Source organism: Streptomyces sp. NPDC057307, from assembly GCF_042667665.1.
Classification (GTDB): Bacteria; Actinomycetota; Actinomycetes; order Streptomycetales; family Streptomycetaceae; genus Streptomyces.
Genome location: NZ_JBHUZM010000107.1, coordinates 1 through 13,702 on the forward strand (window position 1 = coordinate 1; position 13,702 = coordinate 13,702).

Here is a 13,702-nt window from a genome sequence, read left to right on the forward strand (position 1 = left end):
CCCCGGGACTGGTCCCGGGGGCCGACAGTTGCACGGCGAACTACGAACTACGAACTACCGCAAAGCGAAGGTCGGCGAAGGTCAGTTGGAGTTGACCAGGTCGTGCGCCGGCACCTTCACCGTACGCGCGCCCGGCTTGCCGCCCAGGACGACCTTGCGCAGCGCGCTGTTGTTGGTGAGGCTCGTCTCCTTGAGACGGTTCTCGGGGTTGGCGAGCACCTGGATGTAGTAGGTGCCGTTCGCCAGGTTGGTGATGTCGAAGGACTGGCCGGGCAGGTCCTGCGTGTACGTGTCGCCGGAGCCCACGTCCAGCACCTCACGGACGGAGATCGAGTTCTCCTGGCCGCACGCGGTGGACAGGTCGGTGTTGCCCGGGTGCCAGTTGGCGTTCTTCACCGTGTAGTCGACGGCGTCGGTGTTCGCCAGGCAGAACGCCTCCTTACCGCTGCGCACCTGCTCCTGCTGGTCCGCCTTCAGCAGCCGGTAGCTGGCGAAGTCGGTGAAGTGCCAGTGCACGTGGCCCGGACGCGGGTCCCACTCCATGGTGCCGGTCGGGGTGTAGCCGATCTGCTTGCCGTCCGCGTCGTAGAAGTACTGGTAGGCGTCCATCAGCTTCGCGCCGGGCTTGCGGAAGCCGTCCACGACGAGCTGCGCGGGGCCCGCGTTCCAGACGTTGGCGCTGAAGGCGAGGTAGTCCTTGCCCTTGACGTCCTGGTCGCCGTCGCTGATCTGAATGCCGTAGGCCGGCAGCGAACGCAGGTCCGGCTTCGGCACGTCAGGGACGGACGCCTTGCCGGTCGGGCGCTTGGCGTTGGGCTCGGCGCCGGGGGCCTGGCGGGAGCCGTCCGTACGGCCGGGGCCGTCACCGACGGGCGCCACCGCGCTCCGCAGCGTGGACTTCTTCAGCGCCCACGGCAGGGCCGGCGGGGCCGGGATGAGCGGGCCGTGGCCCACGTTGTACGAGGGGATGGCGCCGCTCGTCGGGGCGGCGGGGGCCTTGGGGCGCATCGAACCGTGCCCGGCCATACCCTTCATGGCCGACATGTCGTGGCCGCTGTGGCCGGACGCCGCGCCCTTGTTGCGCATGCCGGCGCCCTCATCCTCCCAACTGCGCTCGACGACGGTCACCTTGATGATCTGCGGCTTGCTGGAGATGCCGAAGAGATCGCGGTACTTCTTGTTCACCGTCACCTTGGCGGTGTACTTGCCGGGGGCGAGCTTGACCGGTTCGGAGTCGAAACCGGCGTACGTGTTGGACGCCCAGCCCTTCTCGACGCCCCACACGGAGCCGAGGGTGAACGCGTTCGGCGAGCAGCCCTCGGGGTATTTCGACTTCGACGGCCCTTCCGGGTCGATCCGGCCGGCGGCGTTGTTCGGGCAGTACTTCTCGGCCCTGTTGAGCACGACCTTGCGGTTCGTGTCGGTGACGCTGATCTGCGCGAAGTCGGGCAGCCCCGAGAAGTCCTTCACCAGCCCGGCGGGAAGGGCCTTGCTGGTGGTCTTGTCGCCGTCGTGGATGATCTGCTTGGCGACGATCGGGTCCTTGTACGACTTGCGGGTCACCTTGAGTTCGAAGGGACCGCCCTCGGCCGTGAGGTAGGTGCCGAGGTCGAGGTAGACGCCCGGATCCTCCTTCCACGAGTCGAGTGTCAGCGAGTTGGTCGCGGCGATCAGGTCGAGCTTCGGCGTGGTCTGAGCCGAGGCGCTGTCGGGCGCCGCGGCGACGACGCCGGCGGTCACGGCGAGCGCCGCGGTGGCGGCCATCACCGAACGCCTGAGCCGGGCCTGGTGCGTTCTGGTCATCGTTCCTCGTTTTCCGAGTTCTCCGAATGCCTGCGTGGGCGGTGGACGAACAGCCGGCGCGAAGTGCGGAATCCTGTCGCGGAACTGTTTCCCAGGTACTGAGAGGCGGGGGAGGGTGCTGTGGGTTGTCTGTGAATCGGTGAGACCTGAATCGTTGGCCGAAAGTTGCCGTCGACTGCCGGATCCGGCCGTCTTTGTATCGCTCACGGCCGGCGCGCGGCTCAGTCCAGGTCGCGCTCGGGCGACGTCGCCCACCAGTGGACGAGCTGGTAGACCGTCTCGTACCCCAACTCGGTCCGCAGATTGGTCAGATGGACGTTGATGGTGCGCGAGCTGTAGCCGAGCGCCGTCGCGATCTGCTGCTGGTCCTGCCCCGAGACCAGCGCGCGCAGGATCGAGCGCTGGAGCTGCGTACTGACGGCGCTGCCCGCGGTGACCTCGCCGGGCCGCTCCGGGGCGTGCCACTCCTGTCCGAGGGTCCACTCCTGTTCGAAGCACTGGGCGAGATACGCGCACACGGCCGGGTCCCGGACCATCCACACGCCCGCGGAGTCCGGGCGGCCCTCCAGATGGTCGGAGAAGAAGGCGACCTTCCGGTCGAACAGGATCACGCGCATGAACGGCCTGGCGAGCGTGCGGAACGACCCCCCGAGCGGCGCCATGACGGCGACTCGTTCGCGTACGTCTGGATTGGTACGCGCGCTCACGTGGTACAGCGTGCGCAACGTGGCGCCGTTGGCCAGTGCCTTCTTGTCCCGGTCCAACGCCCTCGCGAGGACCCGCCGAGGGCGGATGCCGGGCTGCGCGGCGAGCATCTCGCGTGTCTCCTCGGCCACCTCGCCGATGTGGCGGTTGGCGGCGTCGATGCCCTCGATGTAGCGGGCGCCGGTCCGCAGCGCGTCGGCCGTCGAGGGCTGGTGCGAGCGGAGTTCGCCGAGCAGGGCCGGAATCTCGTTGAGGCGCTGGGCGGTGTGCAGCAGCTCACCCTGTACGGACGCGTGCAGGCGACGTTCCAGCCTGTCGAGACCGACGGGGGCGTAGCCGCCGAGCGGGTCGGCCATGACGGCGCCCAGCGCGAGGAGCGGGGCGAGTCCCGCCACGTCGCCCCGCACGGTCTCGCCGGCGACGAGGCGCGCGTAGACCGCCCGTGACTCGGGCGGCAGGGTGGAGTCGAGGTCGACCGCGTCCGCTCTCGGGTTGGTGGCCTTCGGCTTCGTTGCCTTCGGGGTGGTCGCCTTCGGGTTCGTCTCAGCCGTCATCGCATCTACGCACGCCTTCAAATCCCGGAACTTCCGACGTCCGAACAGCCATATTTCTTGATCCAGGCCGCAGGACGAGTCAGCCTACTTCTCACCGGCCGTTTGCGCTTCGGACGTCCAGATCCGGCTGACAGGCCCTCGGAGCGAGGACAGCCGAAGGCTGTGCTCAGGCGAGAGGGAGACAATGAACGTTCGGCTTCTGGGCTTGATCGAGCTGTCCGACGGCGGGCGCGTACTGCCACTGCCGTCCGCCCGTGCCCGCGCCCTCCTCGCGTCCCTGGCCTGGCAGCCACGCACCGTGGTCACCGACGCGGTGCTGCTGGAACGCATCTGGGGAAGCGACCTGCCGGACAATCCGCGGGACTCCCTCTACACGGCCGCGAAGCGGCTGCGCCGGGGCCTGGAGGTGGCCGGCTACGCCCACCGGCTGGTCCGGCTGCGCGGCGGCTATCTGCTCGACGTGAATCAGGCCGAGGTCGACGTCCACCGCTTCCGGTCCCAGGTCGTGCTGGCGCGGGACGCCGTACGCCGTGGCTTTCTGTACGAGGCGAACGAGGCGTTCGAGCCGGCGCTGAGCGGCTGGTCGGGTACGGCGCTGGCCGACGTCGACAGCGCCTGGGCGGCGCGGTGCCGCGAGAGCCTGGGCCGGGAGCGGCTGCTGGTGCAACTGGCCGCCGTCGAGGTCAAGGTACGGCTCGGGCGGCACAGCGAGGTGGTGCCCGAACTCTCCGAGCTGGCGGCCGAGCATCCGCTGGACGAGGGCGTCGCGGCGCTGCTGATGCTGGCGCTGCACCGCTGCGGTCTGCGGAGCGCGGCACTGGGCGTGTACGCCGAGGCACGCCGGCAGCTCGTCGGGGAGCTTGGGGTGGAGCCGGGGGACGCGCTGCGGCGGATGCAGCGGGAAGTGCTGGGTGAGAGCGGTGCCGCGGCGGTTGTCGCGGGCGGTGCCGTAGGTGGTGTGGCGAGGGGTGCCGTGGGCGGTGTGGCGAGCGGTAGCGGTGCCGTGGGCGGTGCCTCGGGAGGCGACGTGGCGGCGTGCGCCGATGTACGGGAGACGGCATCGACGCGGCTCCGGCTCGCCGGGTGATCCGGTGACCGTGAATCGGTGGCCGTGAACCGTTGACCGGGTGACCCGGTGGCCGGGCCCGCCTCTGCCCTTACTTCCGTCCGCCCTGCCCTTGGCCCTGTCCGCCCTGCCCGGTTTCCGGACCGGCCGTACGGTGCGGAGCCCGCGCACGCTGCCCGCCGGGTGGCTACCACGACAGACGGCGTGAACTCCCCCGAGTAGGGACTTCCGCACCTACGGCTCGGTCCTGCCGGGGCCGCCCCCGACCGTGTGGGACGCCGCCGCACGGACCGAACAGGCCACAGCCTGGTCCAGCCGTCGGTCCCGGTCCGGTCCCCGGTCGGTCGCCCGTCGGTCACCGGCACATCTGGCCGGGACCGACGGGCACCCGGGTGTCCGGGGACACGTACTAGCGCAGTCGCGCCGTCAGGCTGCGCCCGTGCGTCCGGTGGGTGTCGACGTCGACGCGGGTGCCGCCGAGGACCTTGCGGACGTGGACCCCGTCGTCGGACGACACCGCGCGCAGCCAACGGCCGCGCAGGGTCACCGAGACCGTGTCCCGCTCCGTCGTCGGGTCGGACACCGCGATCGAGACCGTGCCGTCGCGTGAGGTCCGCAGGAGTACCGACGCGGCGCCGTCGATCGACAGACGGTCGGCGCGGTGTGTGCCGGGCGTGAAGGTGTTGGCGGCGAGGAGGGACAGGCCGCGGTGTTCGACGGCCTGGACGCGGGTGGTGTTGGCGACGACCGACAGCGGGCCGCGACCGTGCCCGCGCCCGACGAGCCCGTACGCCCGCAACTGCCGCTCCGTGGCGTTCGGTACGAGCGCGTGGGCCGTCGACAGGCGCCGCGCGCCCGCCGGTTGGTCGACCGAGAGCGAGAACACCCGCTTGGTGACCGGGGTGTCGGGGTTGGACGTACGCACGAGGCGACGGCTCCTGGTGACGGTGTCGAGCGAGGCTGTCGGAAGGCCGCCCCTACCGTTGCCCCCGTCCCTGGCTCCGTCCCCGTCCCCGTCCAGGAAGACGTACCCGACCGACACCCCCTGCCCTGCGTCGGCGTACCGCAGCCAGGCCACCGGGCCCGGAGCCGTACCGCCGCCCGACCAGACCGCGCCGTCCCGCAGCCGCCCCGTGACCGTGACGGCGTCCGACGCTGCGGCGATCCTGCTGTCGAGCGTGGTCGTCACCGCGCGGCCCGCCGGGTCACCGACCCCGGCCGCCAGGACGACTATCTCGTCGTCGAACATGAACCACGACTTGGTGGCGGCGGCGTTCCGGTACGCGACGAAGTCCTCGGGCAGCTCGCCGGCCTGCTTCGCGGCGTACGCGACGTCGTCGCCGAGCACGAGTCCGACCGCGCCGTACGTGCCCAGCCGGGCACCCCCGGACAGGGTGTTGGTGCCGCGCGGGAAGTAGACGTAGGTGTTCTGCGACTCGGAGGACGAGGTGAAGCCGCGCGCCGGATTGTCGTACCAGGCCGTGCCGTACAGCTCGGGGACCGTCCGCCGGGTCTCCACGGGCGCGGTGACGCCGGCCAGCCGGTACGGCGACACGGTCGTGTAGTAGTCGACGCCGTACGCGAGCGTCTGGTCCTGGCCCGCGAGGTACAGATAGTGCGCGCCGTCGCCCTGGAACCACGGCATCAGGTTCTCGCCGCTCATGTACTCGTACTTGCTGATCCGGCTTGAGCTGCGCGCCAGCGCGAACGCGTAACCGGGCCGCCGGTGCACGGTCCTGTCCATCGCGTTGAACGCGGTGTGGCTCTCGGTGTCCCCGAGGTCGCGCGCCGGTACGGACGCGTCGGCGAGGATGTCGGCGTAGCGGGCGACGCTGACCGGCGAGACGAAGACGACCGGGTCGAGCGCGGCCTTCGACGTCTGGCGGACGAACTTCACGTACCCCTGGAGCGTTGTGGCGTCGGCGCCGGTCGCGTGTCCCGAGAGGTCGACGACGGCCTCGACGACGACGGCGACGTCCGTGTAGCCCGTCGCCGTCCGCGACACCCCGCGGCCCTTGACGACCTCCATCATCCAGCCCTCGAAGACGAGCGGGGCGAAGCCGTGGGCCACCCAGCCCTGCACGACCGCGACCAGGGCGGCGGTGTCGATGTAGTCGGTGCCTTCGAGGATCTTGACGGTCTGTACGGCGCGGGTGAGCAGGACCTTGCCGTACGAGCCGGTGTAGGCGACCGAGTCGTGCTGGATGAAGGAGCCGTCGGCGTAGAAGCCGTCGGTGACGCCGTGCTGGGGCTGGTAGGGATCGACCGTCGCGTACACGGTCAGCTGGTCGGCGACGGCCTTGGTGACGCGCGCGTCGTCGCCGGTGACGGTGCCCTGGAGGATCCGGTTGGTGGTGATGTCGGCGAGGTTGGCGCCGGTGTGGAAGCGCGAGTCGAGGTCGACGTCGCCGTCCTTGCCGTTGCGCAGATAGGCGTCCATCGAGGAGACGTACGTGGCGGTCAGACCGGGCCGGTACGCGGCGAGTTCCTCCTTTAGGAGGACGAGGGTCTTCGTCACGCTCGCGGAGATGCCGATCTCCCAGTTGAACCAGTTGCCGTAGTAGCCCTTGGACTGGTCGCCGTAGTAGGTGTCGTGGAGCAGCGCCAGGGCGTCGATGACACGGCGCTGGACGCTCACGTTCTCCCGGAGGTCCGAGGGGGCGGGGCCGGGGGCTCGGGTGGCGAGGGCTATCTCGTACAGGTACTGGTACGACGTGTTGAGGTTCGCGTCGCTCGTGCCGAGGGCGACGCCCTTGAACAGTTCCCCGGCGCCCGCGCCGTCCAGGGCGGCGAGGCGGGTGCGCGCCGTCGAGGTGAGCGCGGCGAGCTTGGCGGCGACCTCGGGGCGGGCGTTGGACTCGGCGGTGCCGGCGAAGATCGCGAGGGTGTTGGCGAGGAGCGCGGCGTGGTTGGCGCCGGGGTCGGCGGCGGATGCGGGGTCGGCGGCGGTCTTGGCGGCGCTCGCGGATGTGGGCCGTGCGGCGGCCTGGGCGCGCAGCGGCGCGGCCACGGCGAGCAGGGCGGACGCGGGCAACATCGTCAGCAGGGTGCGGCGCGAGAGCTGCAAGGGAGTGCTCCAAACTCGGCGAACTTGGCCAGAAAGCGCTTGCTGCAACGCCCCGCATCCAAACAACGGGGGTGATGCATGTCAATGAATCCGGGGCGAATCCGGAGCGAACCCGGATCGAATCCGGGGGCGTGACGCATGGGCCGTACGAGGGCGGGCGTTCGTTATGACATCGCTATACACGGCATGTATACGCAGTGTGTAGAGTGTCCGGCATGTCAATCGGTCACACCCTCCTCGGGCTCCTCGAATCCGGCCCTCAGCACGGCTACAACCTGAAACGCGCATTCGACGACTCCTTCGGCCACGATCGCCCCCTGCACTACGGACAGGTCTACTCGACCATGTCCCGGCTGCTGAAGAACGGTCTCGTCGAGGTCGACGGCATGGAGGCCGGCGGAGGGCCCGAGCGCAAGCGGTACGCGATCACCGAGGCCGGCATCACCGATGTCGGGCGCTGGCTCGCGCAGCCGGAGAAGCCGGAGCCGTATCTCCAGTCGACCCTCTATACGAAGGTCGTCATCTCGCTCCTCACCGGCCGCAGCGCCGCCGACCTGCTCGACACGCAGCGGGCCGAGCATCTGCGGCTGATGCGCGTCCTGACCGAGCGCAAGCGGGGCGGAGACCTCTCGGACCAGCTCATCTGCGATCACGCGCTGTTCCATCTGGAAGCCGATCTGCGCTGGCTGGAACTGACGGCCGCCCGACTGGGCAAGCTCGCCGAGGAAGTACGCCGATGACCCCCGCGCCCCGCACCCCCGCGCCCCGAACCCCCACATCCCAAACCCCCACGTCCCGAAGCGCCATGCCCCAAACCCCCGCGGCCCCCGAAGGCTCGCTGCTCACCGCGTACGACCTGCGCAAGACGTACGGCACCACCCCCGCCCTCGACGGCGCCTCGTTCTCGATCCACGCCGGCGAGGTCGTCGCCGTCATGGGCCCGTCGGGTTCCGGCAAGTCGACGCTGCTGCACTGTCTCGCCGGCATCGTGCCCGCCGACTCCGGGACCATTACGTACCAGGGCCGCGATCTCACCGAACTGTCCGACAGCGCGCGCAGCACACTGCGCCGTACGGACTTCGGCTTCGTCTTCCAGTTCGGTCAGCTCGTGCCCGAACTGACCTGTCTGGAGAACGTGGCGCTGCCACTGCGCCTGAGCGGCACCCGCCGTAAGGAGGCCGAGCGGATCGCGCTGGAGTGGATGGAGCGCCTGGAGGTCGCCGACGTACGGGCCCAGCGACCCGGTGAGGTCTCCGGCGGTCAGGGGCAGCGCATCGCCGTTGCCCGCTCCCTCGTCACCTCGCCCCGTGTGCTCTTCGCCGACGAGCCGACCGGCGCGCTCGACTCGCTCAACGGCGAGCGCGTGATGGAGCTGCTGACCGAAGCGGCGAGGTCGGCGGGAACGGCCGTCGTCCTGGTCACGCACGAGGTGCGGGTCGCCGCGTACTCCGACCGCGAGGTCGTCGTACGGGACGGCAGGACGCGCGACATGGACGCGTACGCCGGCGGTGGCGGTGGCGGAGGCGGCAGCCACGGCGGTGGCGGTGGCGGTGGCGGTCAAGGGGACAGCCACGGCGGTGGTCACGGGGGCGGCCACGGGGGCGGCCACGGCGGCAGCGTGGAGCACGCGGCATGACGCTCCTCGACCGGGAGGCACCCCCGCTCTCCCCGCCGCCCCCGCCCCGCCCCACCTCCGCCGCCCCCACCGGCGTGCGCGCCTGGGCGCGTGACCTCGCGCTCGGCATGCGCTTCGCCGTGTCGGGCGGGCGTGAGGGCTGGACCCGTACGGCGCTGACCGCCCTCGGTGTCGGCCTCGGCGTCGCGTTGCTCTTCGCCGCCGCCGCCGTACCGCAGCTCCTCGACGCGCGCGAGAGCCGCGGCCAGGCGCGCGAATCCCCGAAGGCCACCTCGCAGGCGGTCGACAAGGGCAGCACGGACACCACCTTCCTCTGGGCCGACGCGAGCACCGAGTACCGCGGTGACCCGGTGGGCGGCCGGCTGCTGCGCCAGGAAGGCGCGGACGCGCCGCCACCGCCGGGGGTCGCGAAGATCCCCGGCCCCGGCGAGATGGTCGTCTCGCCCGCCCTGCGCGATCTGCTCGGGTCGTCCGAAGGCGCGCTGCTGGCACAGCGGCTGGACGACCGGATCGTCGGCACGATCGGCGACGCGGGTCTGGTCGACCCCGGCGAACTGCGCTTCTACGCGGGCAGTTCGACGCTGCGCGTCGACGGCGTCGGCATCCGGTCGTCCGGCTACGGCCTCCAGGAGGACCGGGCGCCGTTCGACCCGCTGCTCGTGGTGCTGGTCATCCTGATGTGCGTCGTGCTGCTGGTGCCGGTCGCCATCTTCATCGCCACCGCCGTCCGCTTCGGCGGCGACCGCAGGGACCGCAGGCTGGCGGCGCTGCGCCTGGTGGGGGCGGACGTCAGGACGGTGCGGCGTATCGCGGCGGGGGAGGCCCTGTTCGGGACGGTGGCCGGGCTGGCCGTCGGTGCCGCACTCATCCTGATGCTGCGTCAGGTCGTCGGCCACGTAAGGCTCTGGGGGTACAGCTCCTTCCCGTCCGACGTGACCCCGGTGCCCATGCTGGTCCTGCTCATCGTGCTCGCGGTGCCGGTCGCCGCCGTGCTGGTCACCCAGGCCGCGCTCAGCTCGGTGGCCATCGAACCGCTCGGAGTCGTACGCGCCACCGGTCTGCGCGGACGAAGGCTCTGGTGGCGACTGCTGCTGCCGGTACTCGGCGTCGGCATTCTCGCGACCGTCGGGCGCGTGGACGTCATGTCGCAGTCGGTCGGTGAGATGCCCATCGTCGTCGGCGCCTCGTGTGTGCTGATCGGACTCGCCGGGCTGCTTCCCTGGCTCCTCGAAGCGGTCGTCTCGCGGCTGCGCGGCGGCCCGGTGCCCTGGCAACTGGCCATCCGCAGGCTTCAGTTGAGCAGTGGCGCGGCGGCGCGGGCGGTGAGCGGCATCACCGTCGCGGTGGCGGGCGCCATCGCACTCCAGATGATGTTCGGCGTCATGCAGAAGGACTTCCTCGAAATCACCGGGCAGGACACCGAGCGCGCCGACTTCTACGTCTCCAGCGACTACGGCGACTCCGTGCTCGCGGAGCGGATGATCCAGGACTTCCGCGACACGAAGGGTGTCGCCGAGGTCATCGGCACCGTCGAGGTCTATGTGGCCGCCACCGGCGATCCCACCGAGCAGGGCTGGCAGCCGATCACGACCCTCACGATGGGGACCTGCGCGACGCTGAGGGAGATCGCCGAACTGCCCACCTGCCGGGACGGGGACGCCTTCGTCGGGCACCTCGACGCCAGGGCGGCCAAGAAGGTCGGCGCGGCCGGGGTGAAGGAGCAGAACGACCGTACGGACGGGGCCGCCGTCCCCGGCCGGCCCATCGACCTGACCGGGAACTTCGGGGAGGGCAAGGGCGAGCCGCGGCTGTGGACGCTGCCCGAGTCGGCCCGTACGGTGACGGCCTTCCCCGATCCGATGGGCGACCTGCACGACGGCATCCTCGTCACGCCCGGCGCGCTGGGTTCCGTGAAACTGCCCGGGGCCACGGCCAGGGCCTCCATCAAGGTCGACCCGACGGTGCCGGACGCGGCCGAGTACGTACGCGGAACGGCGGCGGACATCGACCCGACGCTGCGGATCAACGCGCTCAAGAACCTGGAGCGCGACAAGCAGTACGACAGCGTGCAGAGCGGCCTCCAGATCGGCGGCGCCCTCACGATGATGCTGATCGCCGCCAGCCTGCTGGTCTCCCAGATCGAGCAACTGCGTGAGCGCAAGCGTCTGTTGTCCGTCCTGGTGGCCTTCGGTACGCGGCGCAGGACGCTGATCTGGTCGGTGCTGTGGCAGACGGCGGTGCCGGTGGTGCTGGGCACGGCCCTCGCGGTCGTCGGCGGGCTGGTGCTGGGCAAGTTCATGCTGGGCATCGTCGGGAAGTCGATCGGCGACTGGTGGGTCTTCGTGCCGTACGCGGCGGTGGGCGCGTCGGTGATCCTGCTGGTGACGCTGGCGAGCCTGCCACCGCTGTGGCGGATGATGCGAGCGGAGGGGCTGCGCACGGAGTAGCGGGCCCGACCGACCGGGCCGGGCCGGGCGGTCGGTGTGACCGGGCGGGCCGGATTGGCCGGGCCGGCCGCGGTCCGGGATCGCGCGGCCCGGGATCGCACAGCCGCACCGGTCGGTCCGGTGATTGTCCATCCGCTCCCTCGAAGCCTCACCAAATATTCATGAACGGGCTAATCCGCCAGCTTCCGGGTCGAGTTCGTACAACGCGACAACCCGATACCTCCTTGACACGTCTATTGGTCTAAGCCAACATCCGATTGGCCTGTACCAAGTTCAAAGGCGGTTCGCTGAGCCGGCCGCCGAGCGATGCGCCTTCGGAGGACCCGCATGGAGCCGAGCAGCCGGCCGAGCAGCCGTCACCAGCAACTGACGCGTCTCGCGGGGACGGTGCTCCAGCCCGGGTTCGTGGGCACGACCGTGCCCGACTGGGTACGCCGCAGAATCGCGGACGGCCTCACCTCCGTGGTCCTGTTCGGCCGGAACATCGTCGACCCCGAGCAGGTCGCACGCCTCACCGCCGAGCTACGCGCGGAGAACCGCGACCTGATCATCGCCATCGACGAGGAGGCCGGCGACGTCACCCGGCTCGAAGCCTGGACCGGCGCCTCCCGGCCCGGCAACCTCGCGCTCGGCGCCGTGGACGACGTGGATCTGACCGAGTCCGTCGCACGCGACATCGGACGCGAACTCCACGCCGCCGGTATCTCCCTCAACTACGCGCCCAGCGCCGACGTCAACTCCAATCCCCTCAACCCGGTCATCGGCGCCCGCTCCTTCGGCGCCCGTACGGACGTCGTCTCCCGGCACACCGCCGCCTGGGTCCGCGGACTCCAGTCGGCCGGCGTCGCCGCCTGCGCCAAGCACTTCCCCGGCCACGGCGACACCTCGGTCGACTCCCACCACGGCCTGCCGCAGGTCTCGGCGAGCGCCGAGGAGATCGCCGCCACCGCGCTGCCGCCGTTCGTCGCCGCCATGGAGGCGGGCGTACGCGTGGTGATGACCGCACACCTGCTCGCGCCCGCGTACGACCCCGAACTGCCGGCCACCCTGAGCCCCCGCATCCTGGTGGATCTGCTCCGCGGTGAGCTGGGCTTCGACGGTCTGGTGGTGACGGACGGCATCGAGATGAGCGCGGTCACCGCCCGCTACGGCATCGACGGGGCCACCGTACGGGCGGTCACGGGCGGCGCCGACGCGGTGTGCGTCGGCGGCGAGCACGCCGGCGAGGCCACCTTCGACCAGCTCACCGACGCGCTTGTCCAGGCTGTCCTCGACGGCACGCTGCCCGAGGCGCGGATCTGCGAAGCGGCCGCGCGGGTCGCGGAGTTCGCCGCCTGGTCCGGCAGCCGTACGCGCGCCGTGACCACCGACAGCGCCGCGTCCGACATCGGCCTCGTCGCCGCCCGGCGCGCGCTGCGCGTACAGACCGAGCAGGGCCGGGAGTCGGTGCTCCCGCTCGTCGGCGCGCCCCACGTGGTGGAGCTGTCGCCGACGATGAACCTGGCCGTCGACGGGCAGACCCCGTGGGGCGTGGCCGCTCCGCTGAGCGACCTGCTGCCCGGCACGACATCCGTACGGCTGACGGAGGCCGACCTGGCGGAGTCCGGCGCCCTGCCGGACCTGGTGGACCTGCTGGAGCGCAAGGTGCTCGACCCGGCGGCCGAGCGTTCGCTGGTCGTCGTCGTACGTGACGCGGCGCGGCACGGCTGGATGTCGGCGGCGATGACGCGGCTGCTGGGGAGCAGGCCCGACGCGGTGGTCGTGGAGATGGGCGTACCGAACGGCGCGGCGCCCGGCGCCGTCCACCTCGTCACCCACGGCGCGACGCGCGTCTCGGGGGTGGCGGCGGCGGAGTTCCTGGCGGGACGCCGCTGATGTCGTGAGCCGAGGGCGGGTGTTGAGGTCCCCGGAGTCCGGGGGACCCCAACACCCTTACCGCGGTGGTGCGTTGAGGCCGCGCGCTGTGCGGTCTGCGTAGCGTGTGCGGCCTGTGCGGCCCGTGCCGCCTACTCGGTCGCGTCCGGTACGAGGTTGTCGTACGGCTGCGTGATCACTTCCAGATAGTGACCGGCCGGATCGAGGAAATACACGCCTCGTCCGCCGTAGTTGTGGTTGATCTGTCCGGGCAGCTTGCCGTGCGGATCGCCGAAGAAATCGACTCCGGCGTCCTTGATCCGCCCGAAGATTCCGTCGAAATCCGCCTCGGGCACCAGGAAGGCGTAATGCTGCGGGGTGATGGACTCCTGACCGACGGTCGCGAAGTCGAGAGTCACGCCGTTGCCGGTGTCGACCGGAATGAAGGGGCCCCATTCGGTGCCGATCTCCAGATCCAGGATGTGCGCCAGAAATTCGGCGGAAGCCCGGTTGTCCCGGGAGTGAACGATCGTGTGATTCAGCTCTACTGACACAGTGGAATGCCTCCAG

At 70.8% G+C, this 13,702-nt stretch carries 8 protein-coding genes and 1 pseudogene; 5 read left to right on the forward strand and 4 right to left on the reverse strand.

The annotated features are described in order from the left end of the window. Positions 1-81: 81 nt before the first annotated feature. Positions 82-1,803, reverse strand: coding sequence for a lysyl oxidase family protein (locus ACFUN8_RS27970; RefSeq protein WP_383643214.1), 1,722 nt, complete (start codon positions 1,801-1,803; stop codon positions 82-84). 221 nt (positions 1,804-2,024) lie between these two features. After that, complete coding sequence (locus tag ACFUN8_RS27975; RefSeq protein ID WP_383643217.1) at positions 2,025-3,062, reverse strand: LuxR C-terminal-related transcriptional regulator; 1,038 nt, start codon at positions 3,060-3,062, stop codon at positions 2,025-2,027. A 184-nt stretch (positions 3,063-3,246) separates the two neighbouring features. Between ACFUN8_RS27975 and ACFUN8_RS27980 the strand changes: the two genes are divergently transcribed. Beyond that, positions 3,247-4,149 (forward strand): BTAD domain-containing putative transcriptional regulator, encoded by a 903-nt coding sequence (locus tag ACFUN8_RS27980; RefSeq protein ID WP_383643220.1) that lies wholly within the window; start codon positions 3,247-3,249, stop codon positions 4,147-4,149. 388 nt (positions 4,150-4,537) lie between these two features. Here ACFUN8_RS27980 and ACFUN8_RS27985 read toward each other — a convergent pair whose 3' ends face one another. Further along, on the reverse strand, positions 4,538-7,195 hold the full coding sequence (locus tag ACFUN8_RS27985; protein WP_383643223.1) for a polysaccharide lyase family 8 super-sandwich domain-containing protein: 2,658 nt from the start codon (positions 7,193-7,195) through the stop codon (positions 4,538-4,540). 215 nt (positions 7,196-7,410) lie between these two features. Here ACFUN8_RS27985 and ACFUN8_RS27990 point away from each other — a divergent pair, with 215 nt between their 5' ends. From ACFUN8_RS27990 to ACFUN8_RS28005, 4 genes and pseudogenes are all read left to right on the forward strand, one after another. Beyond that, positions 7,411-7,935, forward strand: a complete 525-nt coding sequence (locus ACFUN8_RS27990; protein WP_383643226.1) for a PadR family transcriptional regulator — start codon at positions 7,411-7,413, stop codon at positions 7,933-7,935. A 65-nt stretch (positions 7,936-8,000) separates the two neighbouring features. Continuing rightward, positions 8,001-8,690, forward strand: a pseudogene (locus tag ACFUN8_RS27995) (ABC transporter ATP-binding protein); the annotation flags it as partial. A gap of 137 nt (positions 8,691-8,827) precedes the next feature. Continuing rightward, complete coding sequence (locus ACFUN8_RS28000) at positions 8,828-11,278, forward strand: FtsX-like permease family protein (protein WP_383643228.1); 2,451 nt, start codon at positions 8,828-8,830, stop codon at positions 11,276-11,278. Between the two features lie 327 nt (positions 11,279-11,605). After that, on the forward strand, positions 11,606-13,153 hold the full coding sequence (locus tag ACFUN8_RS28005; protein WP_383643231.1) for a glycoside hydrolase family 3 protein: 1,548 nt from the start codon (positions 11,606-11,608) through the stop codon (positions 13,151-13,153). A 131-nt stretch (positions 13,154-13,284) separates the two neighbouring features. Here ACFUN8_RS28005 and ACFUN8_RS28010 read toward each other — a convergent pair whose 3' ends face one another. Further along, positions 13,285-13,686 (reverse strand): VOC family protein, encoded by a 402-nt coding sequence (locus tag ACFUN8_RS28010; RefSeq protein ID WP_383643234.1) that lies wholly within the window; start codon positions 13,684-13,686, stop codon positions 13,285-13,287. Positions 13,687-13,702: the final 16 nt, after the last annotated feature.

Bases quoted from the DNA above. Each gene is read 5' to 3' on its own strand.
- ACFUN8_RS27990 (WP_383643226.1), top strand. From the start codon at position 7,411: ATGTCAATCGGTCACACCCTCCTCGGGCTCCTCGAATCCGGCCCTCAG.
- ACFUN8_RS27975 (WP_383643217.1), bottom strand. From the start codon at position 3,062: ATGACGGCTGAGACGAACCCGAAGGCGACCACCCCGAAGGCAACGAAG.
- ACFUN8_RS28000 (WP_383643228.1), top strand. From the start codon at position 8,828: ATGACGCTCCTCGACCGGGAGGCACCCCCGCTCTCCCCGCCGCCCCCG.
- ACFUN8_RS28005 (WP_383643231.1), top strand. From the start codon at position 11,606: ATGGAGCCGAGCAGCCGGCCGAGCAGCCGTCACCAGCAACTGACGCGT.
- ACFUN8_RS27980 (WP_383643220.1), top strand. From the start codon at position 3,247: ATGAACGTTCGGCTTCTGGGCTTGATCGAGCTGTCCGACGGCGGGCGC.
- ACFUN8_RS27970 (WP_383643214.1), bottom strand. From the start codon at position 1,803: ATGACCAGAACGCACCAGGCCCGGCTCAGGCGTTCGGTGATGGCCGCC.